Origin of the sequence: Vibrio sp. RM-41-2B (genome assembly GCF_024744415.1) — a bacterium.
GTDB classification, from domain to species: domain Bacteria; phylum Pseudomonadota; class Gammaproteobacteria; order Enterobacterales; family Vibrionaceae; genus Vibrio; species Vibrio diabolicus.
The window spans coordinates 234,798-248,781 of record NZ_JAMQWD010000004.1 but is presented as its reverse complement, the minus strand read 5'-3'; the positions used below and the strand labels follow the sequence as shown (position 1 = coordinate 248,781).

General features: G+C 46.3%; 11 protein-coding genes. 3 read left to right on the top strand and 8 right to left on the bottom strand.

What is annotated here, in order from left to right:
- Positions 1 to 33 precede the first annotated feature (33 nt).
- From NB463_RS02550 to NB463_RS02535, 4 genes are all read right to left on the bottom strand, one after another.
- Positions 34 to 1,143: a lipocalin-like domain-containing protein gene (locus NB463_RS02550; RefSeq protein ID WP_258430947.1), complete on the bottom strand. Its 1,110-nt coding sequence runs from the start codon at positions 1,141 to 1,143 to the stop codon at positions 34 to 36.
- Entirely contained in the window at positions 1,143 to 3,653 is a 2,511-nt protein-coding gene (locus NB463_RS02545; protein WP_258430966.1) for an ABC transporter permease, read from the bottom strand. Before NB463_RS02545 ends, NB463_RS02550 begins: the two co-directional genes overlap by 1 nt.
- On the bottom strand, positions 3,640 to 4,374 hold the full coding sequence (locus NB463_RS02540; RefSeq protein ID WP_257888923.1) for an ABC transporter ATP-binding protein: 735 nt from the start codon (positions 4,372 to 4,374) through the stop codon (positions 3,640 to 3,642). Before NB463_RS02540 ends, NB463_RS02545 begins: the two co-directional genes overlap by 14 nt.
- Before the next feature lie 226 nt (positions 4,375 to 4,600).
- Complete coding sequence (locus NB463_RS02535) at positions 4,601 to 4,846, bottom strand: DUF3297 family protein (RefSeq protein WP_005383498.1); 246 nt, start codon at positions 4,844 to 4,846, stop codon at positions 4,601 to 4,603.
- A 304-nt stretch (positions 4,847 to 5,150) separates the two neighbouring features.
- Here NB463_RS02535 and NB463_RS02530 point away from each other — a divergent pair, with 304 nt between their 5' ends.
- Positions 5,151 to 6,872: an ArnT family glycosyltransferase gene (locus tag NB463_RS02530; protein WP_258430948.1), complete on the top strand. Its 1,722-nt coding sequence runs from the start codon at positions 5,151 to 5,153 to the stop codon at positions 6,870 to 6,872.
- Positions 6,873 to 6,911: 39 nt separating this feature from the next.
- Positions 6,912 to 7,763, top strand: coding sequence for a glycosyltransferase family 2 protein (locus NB463_RS02525; RefSeq protein ID WP_258430949.1), 852 nt, complete (start codon positions 6,912 to 6,914; stop codon positions 7,761 to 7,763).
- A gap of 169 nt (positions 7,764 to 7,932) precedes the next feature.
- Here the strand turns inward: NB463_RS02525 and NB463_RS02520 are convergent, their stop codons facing one another.
- The 3 genes from NB463_RS02520 to NB463_RS02510 form a co-directional block, all read right to left on the bottom strand.
- Positions 7,933 to 8,817 carry a hypothetical protein gene (locus NB463_RS02520; protein ID WP_258430950.1) on the bottom strand — a complete coding sequence of 295 codons (885 nt, stop codon included), beginning with the start codon at positions 8,815 to 8,817 and terminating at the stop codon, positions 7,933 to 7,935.
- Entirely contained in the window at positions 8,807 to 9,451 is a 645-nt protein-coding gene (locus tag NB463_RS02515; RefSeq protein ID WP_065646128.1) for a class I SAM-dependent methyltransferase, read from the bottom strand. Before NB463_RS02515 ends, NB463_RS02520 begins: the two co-directional genes overlap by 11 nt.
- Positions 9,452 to 9,603: 152 nt before the next feature.
- Positions 9,604 to 11,595 carry a U32 family peptidase gene (locus tag NB463_RS02510; RefSeq protein ID WP_258430951.1) on the bottom strand — a complete coding sequence of 664 codons (1,992 nt, stop codon included), beginning with the start codon at positions 11,593 to 11,595 and terminating at the stop codon, positions 9,604 to 9,606.
- 231 nt (positions 11,596 to 11,826) lie between these two features.
- Here NB463_RS02510 and NB463_RS02505 point away from each other — a divergent pair, with 231 nt between their 5' ends.
- A complete protein-coding gene (locus NB463_RS02505) occupies positions 11,827 to 12,273 on the top strand; it encodes a DUF302 domain-containing protein (RefSeq protein WP_005383492.1) in 447 nt (148 codons plus the stop codon).
- Between the two features lie 95 nt (positions 12,274 to 12,368).
- On the opposite strand, the gene ptsG is transcribed toward NB463_RS02505, so the two are convergent.
- Positions 12,369 to 13,811 (bottom strand): glucose-specific PTS transporter subunit IIBC, encoded by a 1,443-nt coding sequence (gene ptsG / locus NB463_RS02500; RefSeq protein WP_257888926.1) that lies wholly within the window; start codon positions 13,809 to 13,811, stop codon positions 12,369 to 12,371.
- Between the last annotated feature and the right edge of the window lie 173 nt (positions 13,812 to 13,984).

The following is a 13,984-nucleotide window of genomic DNA, read 5'->3' as shown; positions in this document are numbered from 1 at the left end:
TTCTCAACGGTAATTGAAATCCGTTCAGAGCGCTTAATATCCCGTCAGCTCCATATAACCAGTCCCAGAATGAGAGCCCTCAATACGCACTGGGCCTTCCCAATAAGGCACAGAAAGGGGCATTTTCGCGTTCGGGTTGAGAGCAGAAACGGTAAGCTCAATTTGCTGATTTGGAATCGACACTTGCCACTGGGTTGGATACTTTCGCCCTTGGATTTCTGTTTGCTTGGTTGCCTCTAACTGAATGTCTTTTTGTGGGATAGCGATGCCAGAACCATCTTGCTGCATCAGCCTTGCGCTGGCGTAACTGGCTTGTCCTGTTTTGGAATCCCGCAATTGGAACACTACCAAGCTGGTCTCGTCACTCAATCTTAGGGCAAACCAGTCCCAGCCTTGTTGTGAGTTGAGTAAGAATTGCGAGCTCCACTCTCGGTCTATCCAACCTTTGCCCGACACTTGATGGGTTTTGCCGTCGATGGTGACTTCACCGGAGACATCAATAAACGGTTGGCTGTAGTAATACGAAGCCACCTGACCATCGGCGCTTTTGGTGCTGTAACCTTGCTCACCTTGCTTTTGATAAGGCGCGTTGCTGGTAAGCGTCAGCGAATAGCCAAATTGTTCGGAGTTTGTATTCAATGTGGCAGGGAAGAGATCGGTGGTTGAAGAAGTCCACTGCCAATCATCGAGATAAACCCGAAATGGTGAAGTGTCGACGCCAGCTAGAGAGGCTTGGTCACGTGACCATTTTTCATCAGCATAATGTTTGTCTTGTGTTGTAACCGCGCTGTGCGCCATGTAGATTTGCTGAGTTTGCCATTCGGTTTTCTTCACGTCATCTTCGCCCGTTGGTGGCGCAGCAGCAAAGCGAAATTGTGTCCATTGAACGCCAAGTGGGTTGCCGTCTTCATCGATTAAGTTAGCGGTTAAGTACCACCATTCATGACGAAAATTCGGGTGTGCTTGATGGTCTGCTGGGAAGGTCAGTTCGACACCTTTTTCCACGGGTGTGAATCGGTTGCTCTCGCTTTGTGTTTCTCCACTGCCCAGCAAAGTGCCCATATTTTTTTGTTGGGGATCTTCACAACCGAATAGGAATAAGCTGCTTATGAGTAGAGTAAGCTTGCTTGCCAATCGAACCATCACAACACCTCGCTTTGCAAACTGGAGACGACAGGCTTACTGACCAATCGCCACAGCGGAATCAAGGTGGCAATCACCGCCACCAAGATGGTGATCGCCGCAATGCTGAGGGCATCACTCCAATTCCACAGATAATTTAAGCTCCAACCAAAAGCGCGCAAGGTGACGATGTCTGTCAGCACATAACCCACCATGGCTCCTAAAGGTAGGGCGATAACCAGAGTAAAACTGACCAGAGCGACGATCTGTCCGACCACCATGGTCATTAATTTACGACGGCTGACGCCAAGTGCATACAGCCTTGCAATGGCGGCTTTACGCGCGTCGAGCAACATAAAACAAGCACTGAACAAACCAATCACGGCGACCATCAACGTCACGCCGTTGAGTGCGCGCGTAATGGCGAAGGTCTGCGAGAATATATCCAACGCGATGGATTTGATTTGCGCCTGATCGTAGAGTTGACTTGGATGCAGATTCAGTTGCTCGCGCAGTTGGTCGTAGACGATTTGTGGGTCCCCCGAAACTTTAATACCAAGGCTTGTGGGCAGGTCGGTAAAGCCACTCTCTTGCCATAATTTGGGTGCTAATAACACTTCACCATTGGGTGAGCCATAATCGTGAAATATCGCACCCACAAGTAGGTTCTTATTTGGAATGGCATCAAGCGTGAGTTCGCTACCCAGTGATAAACCCAGTTTGACCGCAGTAGGTTCACTGATGGCGATCACCTCACCTTGGTAAAAGCGTTGCCAGAAGTTTTCCAAGTGCGATTTGAATACCATGGTTTGCTCTAAGGTGCCTTTGTCTTTGGTGCCAAGCAAAATCGGTAAGCCTTGCAGGTTATCGTCGACGTAGTATTGCTTGTAGACGGTCTCAACCTTGTCGAACTGTCCTAATGCGCGCTCTACATCTGCGATTTCTCCTTGGGCAGGGCTGACGTAAATATCGGCGTGTAACCTTTGTTCTAACCACTGCTTTAGGGTGGACTCAAAGCTGCCCACTAAGGTGTTCATCCCCATGTTGGCAGTAACGGCGAGTAGCAGTGCCATCATGGCGAGAGAAAGCGGAGAAATCAGCTCGCGCAGCTCAGCAAACAGATACTGCATCAAACCGGAAGTGGTGCGCTTTTCACACCAATTGGCTAACACGCTGAGTGTTTTGGGTAGGTACAAAGGAATCGACACCACAAGCACGCCGAGCCACGCCATGGTGAAGCGGTGATGCTCACTCAGCCATAACCCTGCGAGTGCGAGAGTCGTCAACGCAGCGCCTATCACGAACAATTGGTTTTCGTTAGAAGCTTCAGGTGCTTGATAAAATCCACCATGAGAGGAAAGCGGCTGGCGCACTCGCTGTTTAAAGTGCTGCCAACACGCCAATAGGGTTGCGGCTAACGTGAGCAGCAGCGCTTGCGCCCACCATTGCCACTGCCAAGTGCCGGGCAGCAGTGTCGCGCCATAAAGTTGTTCTAGAGTCAGTGCCACGGTCGGATGCAACCAATGGCTAAGCTGCATGCCCAATACAAAACCGAGGGAAGCGCCGATGGTAACGAGAATAGTGAGTTCAACTAACAGCGCAGAGAACACAATGCTCGGCGCAACGCCCGCCTGTTGAATCTGCACTAACAGGCGATTGCGTTTGAGCAAGCTGTACTTTACGCCGTTGTATGCAATGAACAGCCCGACTAAAAAGGCAAGTAAGCTCATTGCCGTGAGATTGAGGTGAAAGCTGTCGGTCAGCGAGCCAAGGTCTGTACTTTGATTATTGGAAATCCATTGTCCTTGCTTACCAATGATGCTTTGCCATTTTGCTTGCGTGTCTTTATTCCCTTTATCACCCGAATGGAAAACCGCAATGTAACTGAGCTGTCCTTGTTTATTGAGCAGTTGCTGGGCAAAGCCAATGTCCATCAACATTCGGCTACCTAACTGCCATTCGTCAGGTAGCACCACCACTTGGGTTGGGATGTCGTCCAGAGTTAGGGTTTCTACCTCTCCTAAGTTTTGATGCTGAGATTGGCTCATCATCACGATCGGCTTGCCAGCCAAAAGCTCAGGTAAAGGTAACGCACTGTCGAACAAAGACACGTTCGGTTGGTTTTCTGATGAATAGCGCGAACGTGAAGAGATGGCGGCAATTAACTCGCTACCTTGCACTGACCAACGACGACCTTGTTCGTCTCTCACTCGCCCTTCAATTACAGGTAGTGTTGCACTGAGCCCATTTTGTCTAAGGGTGAAGTAGAGCGATTCGGGCAGATAGTTTTGCCCTGCTGGTGGAATAGTTAAGTTCTGAGCTTGTGCGCTAAGCTGCTCGGTAGACTCCGCATAACTGCGCTTGGCATTGAGGTTGATGGCTTGCACCGCAACAAACAAGGTCACAGCCAGCACAATACCGATCAGAATCGCGGCGGCTTGCAGTGGTGCCTGCCGATAGTGCGCCGCAAACAGATTCAGGGCGAGTCGAGTATGCGTGAATCTGGTGTTTGGTTGCTTAGCTTGCTTCATGATGTTGCTCATTTACATCGCGCTGATTTTGCGTCAGTCCGCTTTGCAAACGACCATCCTTCAAACGCCCATCCTTTAAACGTAATTGGGTTTGCATAAACTCGGCACACTCAGGGCTGTGGGTCACCAAGAGCACAGCGGTATTGCCTTGGGTGGTGATTTCATTCAACAGTTTCATCACTTCTAAGCCCGCTTTTTGGTCAAGGTTACCTGTGGGCTCATCGGCGAGTAGAAGCTTAGGTTTGTGTGCTAATGCGCGCGCAATCGCGACTCGTTGTTGTTGACCGCCAGAAAGGGCAGAAACATGTCTATCGAGCAGTTGGCTGATGCCTAGAGTCTCGACCAAATAATCGCACCAGTCATTCCATTTCTGTTGATTCAAATTGAGAGGAAAGGCGATGTTTTGCTGCACGTTGAGCGGCGTTAATAGATTGAATTGCTGGAAGATAACACCGAGTTTTTGGTGTCGAAATCGGCTCCATTGTGGGTCTTTCCAAGCCGCTGCGTTATCACCATCTAACCACAACTCACCTTCGGAAAGTGGCTCAAAGCCAGCGATGATATTAAGCAAGGTACTTTTTCCGCTACCACTTGCGCCTGTCAGTGCGACACTCGCTCCCGAATTGAGGGTGAAATCGACGCCTTCCAGCACACGATGGCTCTCTTTGCCATCGACAAAGCTTTTGCTGGCGTGTTTGAGTGTGACAAGTGGGCTTTCCATTTCCTCTCCCTGTATTCAAAAGGTGTCGTTTCTTTTGGCAATGGCTGTTTAAGTAAGTTCTATAAAAACTTTAGCCAACAATCAGATAAAAACAGCGATTTACATCGATTTCTTAATAACTTGTACTGAAAATAAGAGGGAATAGATTAAACGGGAAAGGGATATAACAGACATTAAAAAAGCCCGAGTCAAACTCGAGCTTTCAAAGAAATTCAGCTTGGTCAGCTTATACGTAGTACGCTTCAACTTCGCCTTTAAGTTTGATCAGCATTGGGTTACCAAAACGGTCTTTTGCTTTAGGAGAAGCAATTTTCACCCAACCTTCGCTCACGCAGTATTCTTCTACGTCTGTGCGCTCTTTGCCGTTAAAACGGATACCGATTTGGTGATCGAAACATTCTTTGATGAAGAATGGGCTACGTGGGTTACCTGCTAGGCGATCTGGTAGAGCTGGTTTAGCTGTATCTGTCATGTTTGTGACCTAAATTCCGTAAAAAGTGCGCCATTGTAGTCAGTGCACAGTGAGTGTTCAAGATATGTTGAGAGACTTAATACTAAAGCCTTTTGAAATAATGCAAAGTTTCCCGCTTTCAAAGTGTGGAATAAAAACACGGTCTCGTTGCTCAAAGGTGTTTTGCTCTCGAAACTTCTCCTGCCACCCCTTATTTGGTTTTGAATCATGACTATACTCATTACTGGCGGTTCTAACCTTATTCATACAACTTAATGTCTCAGAGCAGGCCACTAGTCGAGAAACGATTAACAAGGAAGGGTGAATGGAAACTGTTGAACAGGTTAATAAACGTCATTTATCGGATAGAGATACTACCTCTAGCACTTCTATTTTTCTTTGTATTCTAATCGTAGTAGCTGTAATCGCTCGGTTTTTTGTTGCGTTTAATTACGAAGTAAATTGGGACGAGTTTTATTACCTATCTTTTGTGCATCGGTTTATTAACGGCGAGGTGATTAATAGTTTCCAAACCTTTCACATTCACTTCTTTACTTGGCTGAGTGGTGTATCAGATAACGATGTTGACCAGATCATTGTGGCGAGAGTCGTTATGGTGTTCTTTCAATTACTCACGGGATTTTATCTATACAAGTTATGTCGATTGTACTGCAGCAAATCGGCGGCACTTTTTGCGGTTCTTGCCTATTTTTCTTTTGTTTATAATGTTCGTATGGGGGCCAGTTTTCGTACTGATCCTATCGTGAGATGTATGATCATGGCGGCGCTGTATTATGTGTTTAGTACAACATTTTCTTGGCGTGTATCCATTCTTGCTGGTGTCCTTACGGCTGTCGCCTTGCTCGTCACTTTAAAGACCGCTCTGTATATCCCGACTTTTATAGGCATAGTTTTAACCTCGCTTTATTGGTCGCGAAATCGTAAGCGTTATTTTAGGCAAGTTCTCATGTATGGAGTCGCAATACTGGTTGCCTTTGCGATGCTATACAGTTGGCATTACTTCTCTATACATGGAGCGAGTTCGGTTGGTGATGCAGGAACGATGTTCGGTGCTGCGGATAAGACACTAAACCAGCGCGAGCTTTTTCCTCGATTGTTTTACTTTGTTCATTCAGTTTCGACGAACTCATGGTATTGGTTAGCTCTTTTCATTGGTATTGGTACTGCTGTTTATGCGTGTTTTTCGCAAAAGCTATTAAGCCGTGAGTCATCGATTAAGTTTTTGTGCCTAAGTTTATTACTCTTCACTTTGCTCTTTTATCGCAACGCTTTCCCATACTATTACGCTTTTATGCTTGCTCCAGTGAGTGCTTTGTTTGCTGTGGCTTGGGTTGGTATCCAGAATTTCACTAACGCAAGAGTTGCACAATTTTTTAATTTTATTGTTCCCTGCTTGTTTGCGGTATCCATTGTGGTGAATGGTTTTGTTTTACCGATAAAAAGCAACTTGGCCTACCAGCGTCAGTTTCTTGATGAAGTACATAAAATCTTTCCTCAGCCTGTTGCTTATATTGATCGATGCTCCATGGTTCCGACTTTTTCAAAACAAGGTTTTTTCATGAGTACGTGGGGTTACGAAGATTATATTGCGAGAAACATCCCCGTTATTCGCAATGCTATAGAGCAAGACAATCCGGCTTTCGTACTGGTTAATTCGCACTATTTAGATGTGTTTGGCCCTGAAAAAACCGATAAAGGGCTATTAAGGCTAGATATTCAAGCGTTAAGGCAGAACTACATTCATCATTGGTCGCATCTGTATGTTGCAGGAAAGACGTTTGAACTGACGCCCAACTCTCTTAATCGGGAAGTTATGGTCAACATCGAGGGCCTATATACGCTTGAAGCTAGCAATAGTCTTATGATTAATGGCAAGGTTTGGTTGGCAGGTCAAGCTCGATACTTGGCGCGGGGTGTCTATGAATTAGCGTCGAAAGAGCCAGGTAAAGTCGTTCTGCGTTGGGGAGATAACCTGTACCGACCTCGCAACCTTGAAGAGAAGCAGAGGTTATTTACCGGCTTCTAATACGCACAGTAATGTTGATTCAGAACATGAGGAGCAAGCATGAAGTTAATTGTTCAAATTCCGTGCTTTAACGAAGCGGACAATATTGCTGATGTTATTCGCTCAATACCAAAGCGCGTTGATGGTATCGCTAAGATAGAGATTCTAATCATCGATGATGGTTCTACGGATGGTACTTCAGAAGTCGCACGCAAGTGTGGTGTTGAGAACATTATTACTAACCAGGGCAATAAGGGGCTTGCTTACTCATTTCGAAGAGGGATTGAGGAGTGCCTTCGTCTTCATGCTGATATCATTGTGAACACCGATGGCGACAATCAATATAATGGGGCCGATATTCCGCACTTGGTTAAGCCTATTATCGAGCACAAAGCAGAAATTGTTGTTGGTGACCGAGGAGGGTATAGCAATACACATTTCTCTGTATTTAAACGATGTTTACAAGTGTCGGGGAGCTTTATTATTGCCAAAGCGACGGGATTGGATGTTAAAGATGCTGTGAGTGGTTTTCGCGCAATATCGAGAAGTGCGGCACAACAACTTAATATCGTATCGGATTTTAGCTACACAATAGAAATGTTGATTCAAGCAAGTGCAAAAAGGATTGGTGTGGTTTCGGTGCCAATCCGAACTAATGAAAAAACGCGAGAGTCCCGTCTGTTTAAGAGCATTCCGCAGTTTCTAAAAATGTCGCTCTCTACTTTGGTCAGGGTTTATACCATGTACCGACCTCTGCAAGTGTTTTTGTTTATTGGCTCTGTGGCGATGATTTGCGGTGTGATTCCCATTATGCGATTCCTGTATTTCTTTTTAAATGGAGCGGGAGATGGCCATATTCAGTCATTGGTCTTGGGGTCACGCTACTTATCTTGGGTTTCATCACTTTATTGATGGGGTTGGTGGCCGATCTAATAGGGTTCAATCGAAAACTGACCGAAAAAGTATTGCATCGAATTGAGGTGCTGGAAGAAAAGCTGGAACATCAGAAAAAGTCGCCCACTTATCAGTTTGAAACCAAGCGAAAACGATCTGGAGAGTAATAGCGAGTTACCTCGATACTTTAAAGAAGTGAGTTATTTGATACGGCTTGCTTAGGCCTAAATACACTCGAGATAGCGAAGAACAACATATCTCCTAGAACCGTGACGATTCTGGAAACAAGGACGGCAACTAAGAGTGTATCTTCAATACTCGGAGAATCTAGGAGTGTGATTAAAACAGCCTCTCGGACACCCAACCCTGCAGGAGAACCTGGGGTGGCAAACCCTATTAACCATGAGATGATGAAGTAACAAGATGTTTGTAAAAATGTCTCTAAAGTTGGAGTTAGATTGTCGTTTAGCGTAAAAAATATGAGTGAGAAAATGCCGCCCGATACCAATAAAAAGCAGAGATAAAGCCCACAAGCTTTTAGGTAATTGCGACTGGCTATCAAGCTTAATATTGATCCGGTGATCACGATAAGTCCAGCGAATAAAGTCATCTCGTACCCCATTAAATTAGGGAAGTACTCATTCAGCAGAAAGACGCCAAACGAACCAGCCGCAATACCCATCAACCCTATTTCCCATAAGGTCGATTTCAGTAATACATTATTTTTAATTCCGTGTTGTACGCCAATTACTTGTCGGCTAGCGAATTGGAAAATGTTTCCAGGTAGATACTTAGCAATTTGAGACCTGCCAAACATCCAAATAGCAGTTGATGCAGACAAAGTATATTCACTGTTCGCGACTAAAAGTCGCCACGCCATAGAAAGAATATAATTGCCAAAGGCGTAGAGGCCGATGCAAAAAATAAATACCAGATAGGAGTGAGAGGAAATATCCTGAATATTCAGTTGCTGCGAGTATGTAGAGAGCTTGATTAATACAAAGGCAATGGAAAAAATAGTAATGATTCGCCCAACCCAGCGTAATATGAATTTACTCTTATTATGTTTCATGATTCACACGCTGGCATAAAACCATGGTCCAAGGAATGGGAGAGCGTACTTCGAGAATCTCAAAGTGTTGATTGAGCAAAGTCAGAAAGGCATTCTTGGACCAGTGTTGGATATGTCCGGGAGTATTGCCCCAACTGTTTAAATATTTACCTCTTGCCATGTTTAACGCACACCACAACGGCTCTCTTGGCACACTAAAAATGTAATAGTCAGTATCGAGCTCTTGCAATGTTGCTAGTGCTTGCTCGGGATGCTCCAGGTGTTCCAAGACCTCACAACAAACAACAAGGTCAGCAGAATCAGTCTTTCTAGCAACGTCATACACACTTTTTTGTTCAAACAAAATGTCTTCCAAGTTGTGTGCTTGGGCATTGTCTCTTGCTAGTTGAATCACTTGTTGGGAGAAGTCACTCCCTTTCACACGGATCCCTTGTTGATGCCATTTAAGTGCCCAGACTCCTTCTCCGCAGCCGATTTCGTGTATCGACTTTGGTGTGACCATATCAACCAGTTGCGATAAATGATGATCGAAATTGCTCATCATTTTTCTGGCGATGGGGTTCTGAGTATTGTATTTGTCGTAATAGTTTCCGACAGGGATCCCCTGCTCTTCGATACCTTTAGATATTTTCATAGCGTACTCAAATAAATTATCTCAAATGGCCAGGAAGTTCTTCTATTGATGAACTATGTTCTTCAGCCAACCATCTGACTTACAAAGCGTTACGCTTCCCTCTAGTAGAGTGTAGGATAATTTATTGTTTTGTTTGCCTCGTTAGAAAAATTCTACAACCCCTTTAAATACTGCGCGTTGGCTGTTGGTTGAATCATGGCATTCAGCGTTTGGACGGTTTGTTCGCTGTGTTCTTCAAGTAGAGCTAAGAACGCGTCAATCAACTCAGGTTTGCTTGCTGAGACTTTCGTTTCGGTCTGGATATCACGCAGATCGATCAACACATCGCTAAACAATTGCGGCAGATCGTGCAGCACTTGCAGGTTTAAGACGTTGTACTCGCTGTAGATTGAATTGTGGCTGCCTTTTTGTTTTTGCACCACGTAAGGATTGTCTTTTAAGTTGATGATAGACGTGCGTTTATCACAGCGTTTCAAACAACCTTTGTTGACCTTCACCTTACGGCATCCTTCGGTTTGTTGGAACAAACATTGGCGGCTCGTGAGTAGGGTATTTGGATGATAAATGCTGTAGAAGGTGCGCATGTTTTGCGGACGCTTGATATGGCGTATCTGCTTCATATTCAGCTCGTTAGAAATAAACGCGCCACTTGCCGCGAACTCGTCTTGAAGGCATTTAAACGCGTATGAGTTCACCGTGTTCATTTGTGGGCCTACCACCCAGCCTAAGCCTAGCTCTTTTGCGATCATGCCGACGCCTGAGTTGTTGGTGATCAACAACTCAGGTTGGATGGTTTCCAAAAATACGCGCGCGGCGTGGTAGTCTTCGCCAATCAAAATGGCAGGAAACCAAGGTTTGAGCATTGGGTTGGCTTGGAACAACTCCATCATCGCGCTCAGTTCACCAGACAATCCCATTGGCAATTGATAGTAAACATCAATGTCTTGGTATTCGCACAGCATGGCTTCTTGTGCTGACGAGATCAGAACCGATAATTTTGGCGCACCTTGGCGAGGTTCTGGTTGAGGTAACGCTGGCAGAGTTGGCACATCAATCGACCCTTTCAAGCTGCTGCCGGATACTTGTGTTGAAGTGACATCGAACGACTTGGTTTGCTCTGCCACTTTCTCAATGATCGCGGTTTTGTCATCGTACAGTTTCTTTTTCACCGCTTGCACATCATCAGCAGACTGGCATTGATAAACCTTCGAAAAATGCTTTACAGCGTGGTCGCGCGGGTTGTCGATGTACATCGCCTTGCCGAAATCACCTTGCAAAAATGCGTTGGAGAAATCACGGTTGAACACCGTGTATAACTCTGTGGTGTCTTCAGAGAGTTCCAAACCTTCGCACAAGCGATCGATTTGCTGACGCCAATTGTCGACCACGGTATAGACGTAGTGTGATTTCTTGATTCGTCCTTCCACTTTTAAGGAATACACGCCAGCATCGGCAAGCGCTTTCAAGTCCCCAAAGGCGGAGTTGTCTTTCATATTGAGTGGGTAGTTGTTGCCTGTTTTGGTCGTTTCGTACTGTTCGCGACAAGGTTGGCTGCAGCGTCCACGGTTACCTGATGCGCCATTGCGAGCGGAACTGATGTAGCAAATTCCGGAGAATCCGATGCAGTATGAGCCGTGGACAAACACTTCCATCATTACGTTGTGCTCGCGACCAAATTGCGCCAGATGTTTTATTTCATCGATGTTAAGTTCGCGAGATAAGTTTACTCGGCTTGCGGTGAGCTGGTTGAGAAAGAGGATCTGGCCTTCGTTATGCGTGTTTAGTTGCGTTGAAGCGTGCACATCCAAATTGGGAAAGTGATGTTTGAGAATGTAGGCCAGACCGAGATCTTGCACGATCACGCCATCGATTTTGGTGGTGTTCAGTTGGCTGAGTAAGCGAACAATCGCTGGAATTTCACTTTCTAAAATCAGCACATTCAACGTTAGGAAAGTCTTACAGCTGTGCTGATGGGCCAACGTTAACACGCCATTTAAGTTATCTAAGGTGAGGTTGGTCGCTCGGTTACGAGCATTGAAGCGGTCGAGCCCACAGTAAATTGCATCGGCGCCAGCGGCAATGGCGGCTTTGATGGAATCTAAATCACCACCGGGTGCTAATAACTCAAATTGATCGCGTGTCACTACTATTCTCTTTCTTACTAAAATAGGCGGCAAATGTTACGTATTTCACGCTTTTGATGCTCAGCTAGTTAACGCTTTATTAATCTGAATCAATTAATCCGTGTTACACGGTCGACTCTTGAGTGGGTAGAGTGCAATTCGCGATAGCGGAATCTGACTTCTATAGTTTTCCTACACTTGGTTTTTATACAGTTACAGTTTTCGACTCAGATAGAGAGGAAGGGACGACAAATGAAAAAAGTAATCATCGGGTTGGTCGTGGCGTTGACGTCATTGAGTGCATTGGCTGGGGAGGGTGTGGTAACCGTTGCGAGCACGCATTCAGCAAAAGATACGGCGGATAAATTTGTCGCTATCGCGCAAGAAAAAGGGTTGAACGTCTTTGCGCGCATTAACCATCAAGAGAATGCCACGAAAGTCGATATGACGTTGCGACCAACCGAAGTTATCGTGTTTGGAAACCCTAAAGTGGGCACGCCACTGATGATCTGTGCGCAGGAAGTGGCGCTCGATTTACCCCAAAAAGTGTTGGTGTATGAAGATGCTGAAGGCAAAACGTGGTTAGCTTACAACGATCCGATGTATTTAAAGCAGCGTCATCATATTGAAGGCTGCGACGAGGTATTGAACAAAATCAGCGGCGTGCTGGGCAATTTAACCAACGCGGCGGCGAAGTAGGGCTGGTTATTGGCTTCGCTTTTTTAACTCCGAAAACGAAAAAGCCAACCTCACAAGGAGGTTGGCAAATCTTACCTATATTGGGGGAGGTAAGATCAGGAGGTGGCGAGCACGCTGTGCACTTCTGACTTAATTGAGTCAGACTGCGTACCGAAAATCGCTTGTAAACTGTCGCCAATCACTAACACATCTCGCGCGCCGAGTGCTTTTAGCTTAGCAACATCAACGTTGGCAATGTCTTTCACCGAGACACGCAGACGGGTGATACACGCATCGACTGACTTGATATTGGCTTTGCCTCCCAATGCAGCTACTACATCCACCGCAATTTCATCAGGCTGTCCGGCAATCTTCACTTCTGCAATGTCGGTTTCACGACCCGGCGTTTTCAGATCCAACTTCACAATTAGGAAGCGGAACAAGCCGTAGTACAGCGTCGCCCAGATTGGACCGATGATGATGAACATCCACGCGTTGGTCGACATTGGGTAGTAAAGGAAGAACTGAATCGCACCGTGCGCAAAGTCCGTACTGTGTTTGATTTCCAAAAATGCGGTGATCGCAAACGCAATACCGGTAAGGAAAATATGGATTACGTACAGCACTGGCGCGACGAATAGGAAGGTAAATTCGATTGGCTCTGTGATACCCGTTAACCAAGAGGTAAACGCCGCTGACAGCATCAAACCGCCGACGATTTTCTTGCGCTCAGGAGACGCGCAGTGATAAATCGCCAGTGCCGCTGCTGGTAGTGCCCACATGGAGTACATAAAGCCACCAGACAGATAACCTGCGGTTTTATCACCGGCGAAGAAGCGTGTTAGCTCACCGGTAAACTCTTTACCGGTTTCTGGGTCTATGTAGCTGCCGACTTCGAAGAAGAACGGCGCATTCCAGATGTGGTGTAAACCAACTGGGAGTAATGAACGTTCGCCCGCACCGTAAACCGCCCACGCGAGAACAGGGTTTTGGTACGCTGCCCAATGAGAAAATGCATCAAGAAGTTGTCCGACAGGTGGCCATGCAAACGCGAGAATCGCACCAACGACGATCGCCGATAGACCGGTGACAATGGGCACAAATCGCTTACCCGCGAAAAAGCCCAAGTACTCCGGCAGTTTGATATTGTAGAAGCGGTTATACATGATTGCCGCGACCGCACCGATAAAGATGCCGCCAAACACCCCGGTTTGCAGCGTCTCAACGCCCATGATGGTGGCGTCAGTTTCTAAGCCACGCAAGCCTGTCACGATACCGAGCGATGCGTTCATAATAATTAGGCCAACTAAGCCAGCGAGCGCCGCGGCACCGTCATTACCTTTTGATAACCCGAGCGCCACACCGACCGCAAACATCAACTGCATGTTGCCGAACACGCCTTCACCGGCGGCGAGCATCACTTTGTTGGCCGCGTCTGGAATAAACGCAAACCCCGCATTACCAATCCCCAGCATCAAGCCGGCCACCGGTAACACCGCCACAGGCAGCATCAACGACCGCCCTATTTTTTGTAGTTGTCCAAATATACTTGCAAACATGGTTTCCTCCTGACGAATGCCAGTGTTGTAGGACCTGATTCCTTCAGGTCATGTTGTTTCACGTAAGGTCAGAATGATCATAGCGAGCAAGGCGGCGCCTAAGGTTACAAAAGGCAATCAGTTTGTAAGTGGCCGCTTACAAATCTCTTACACCGAGAAGTGAAAATTGTAAT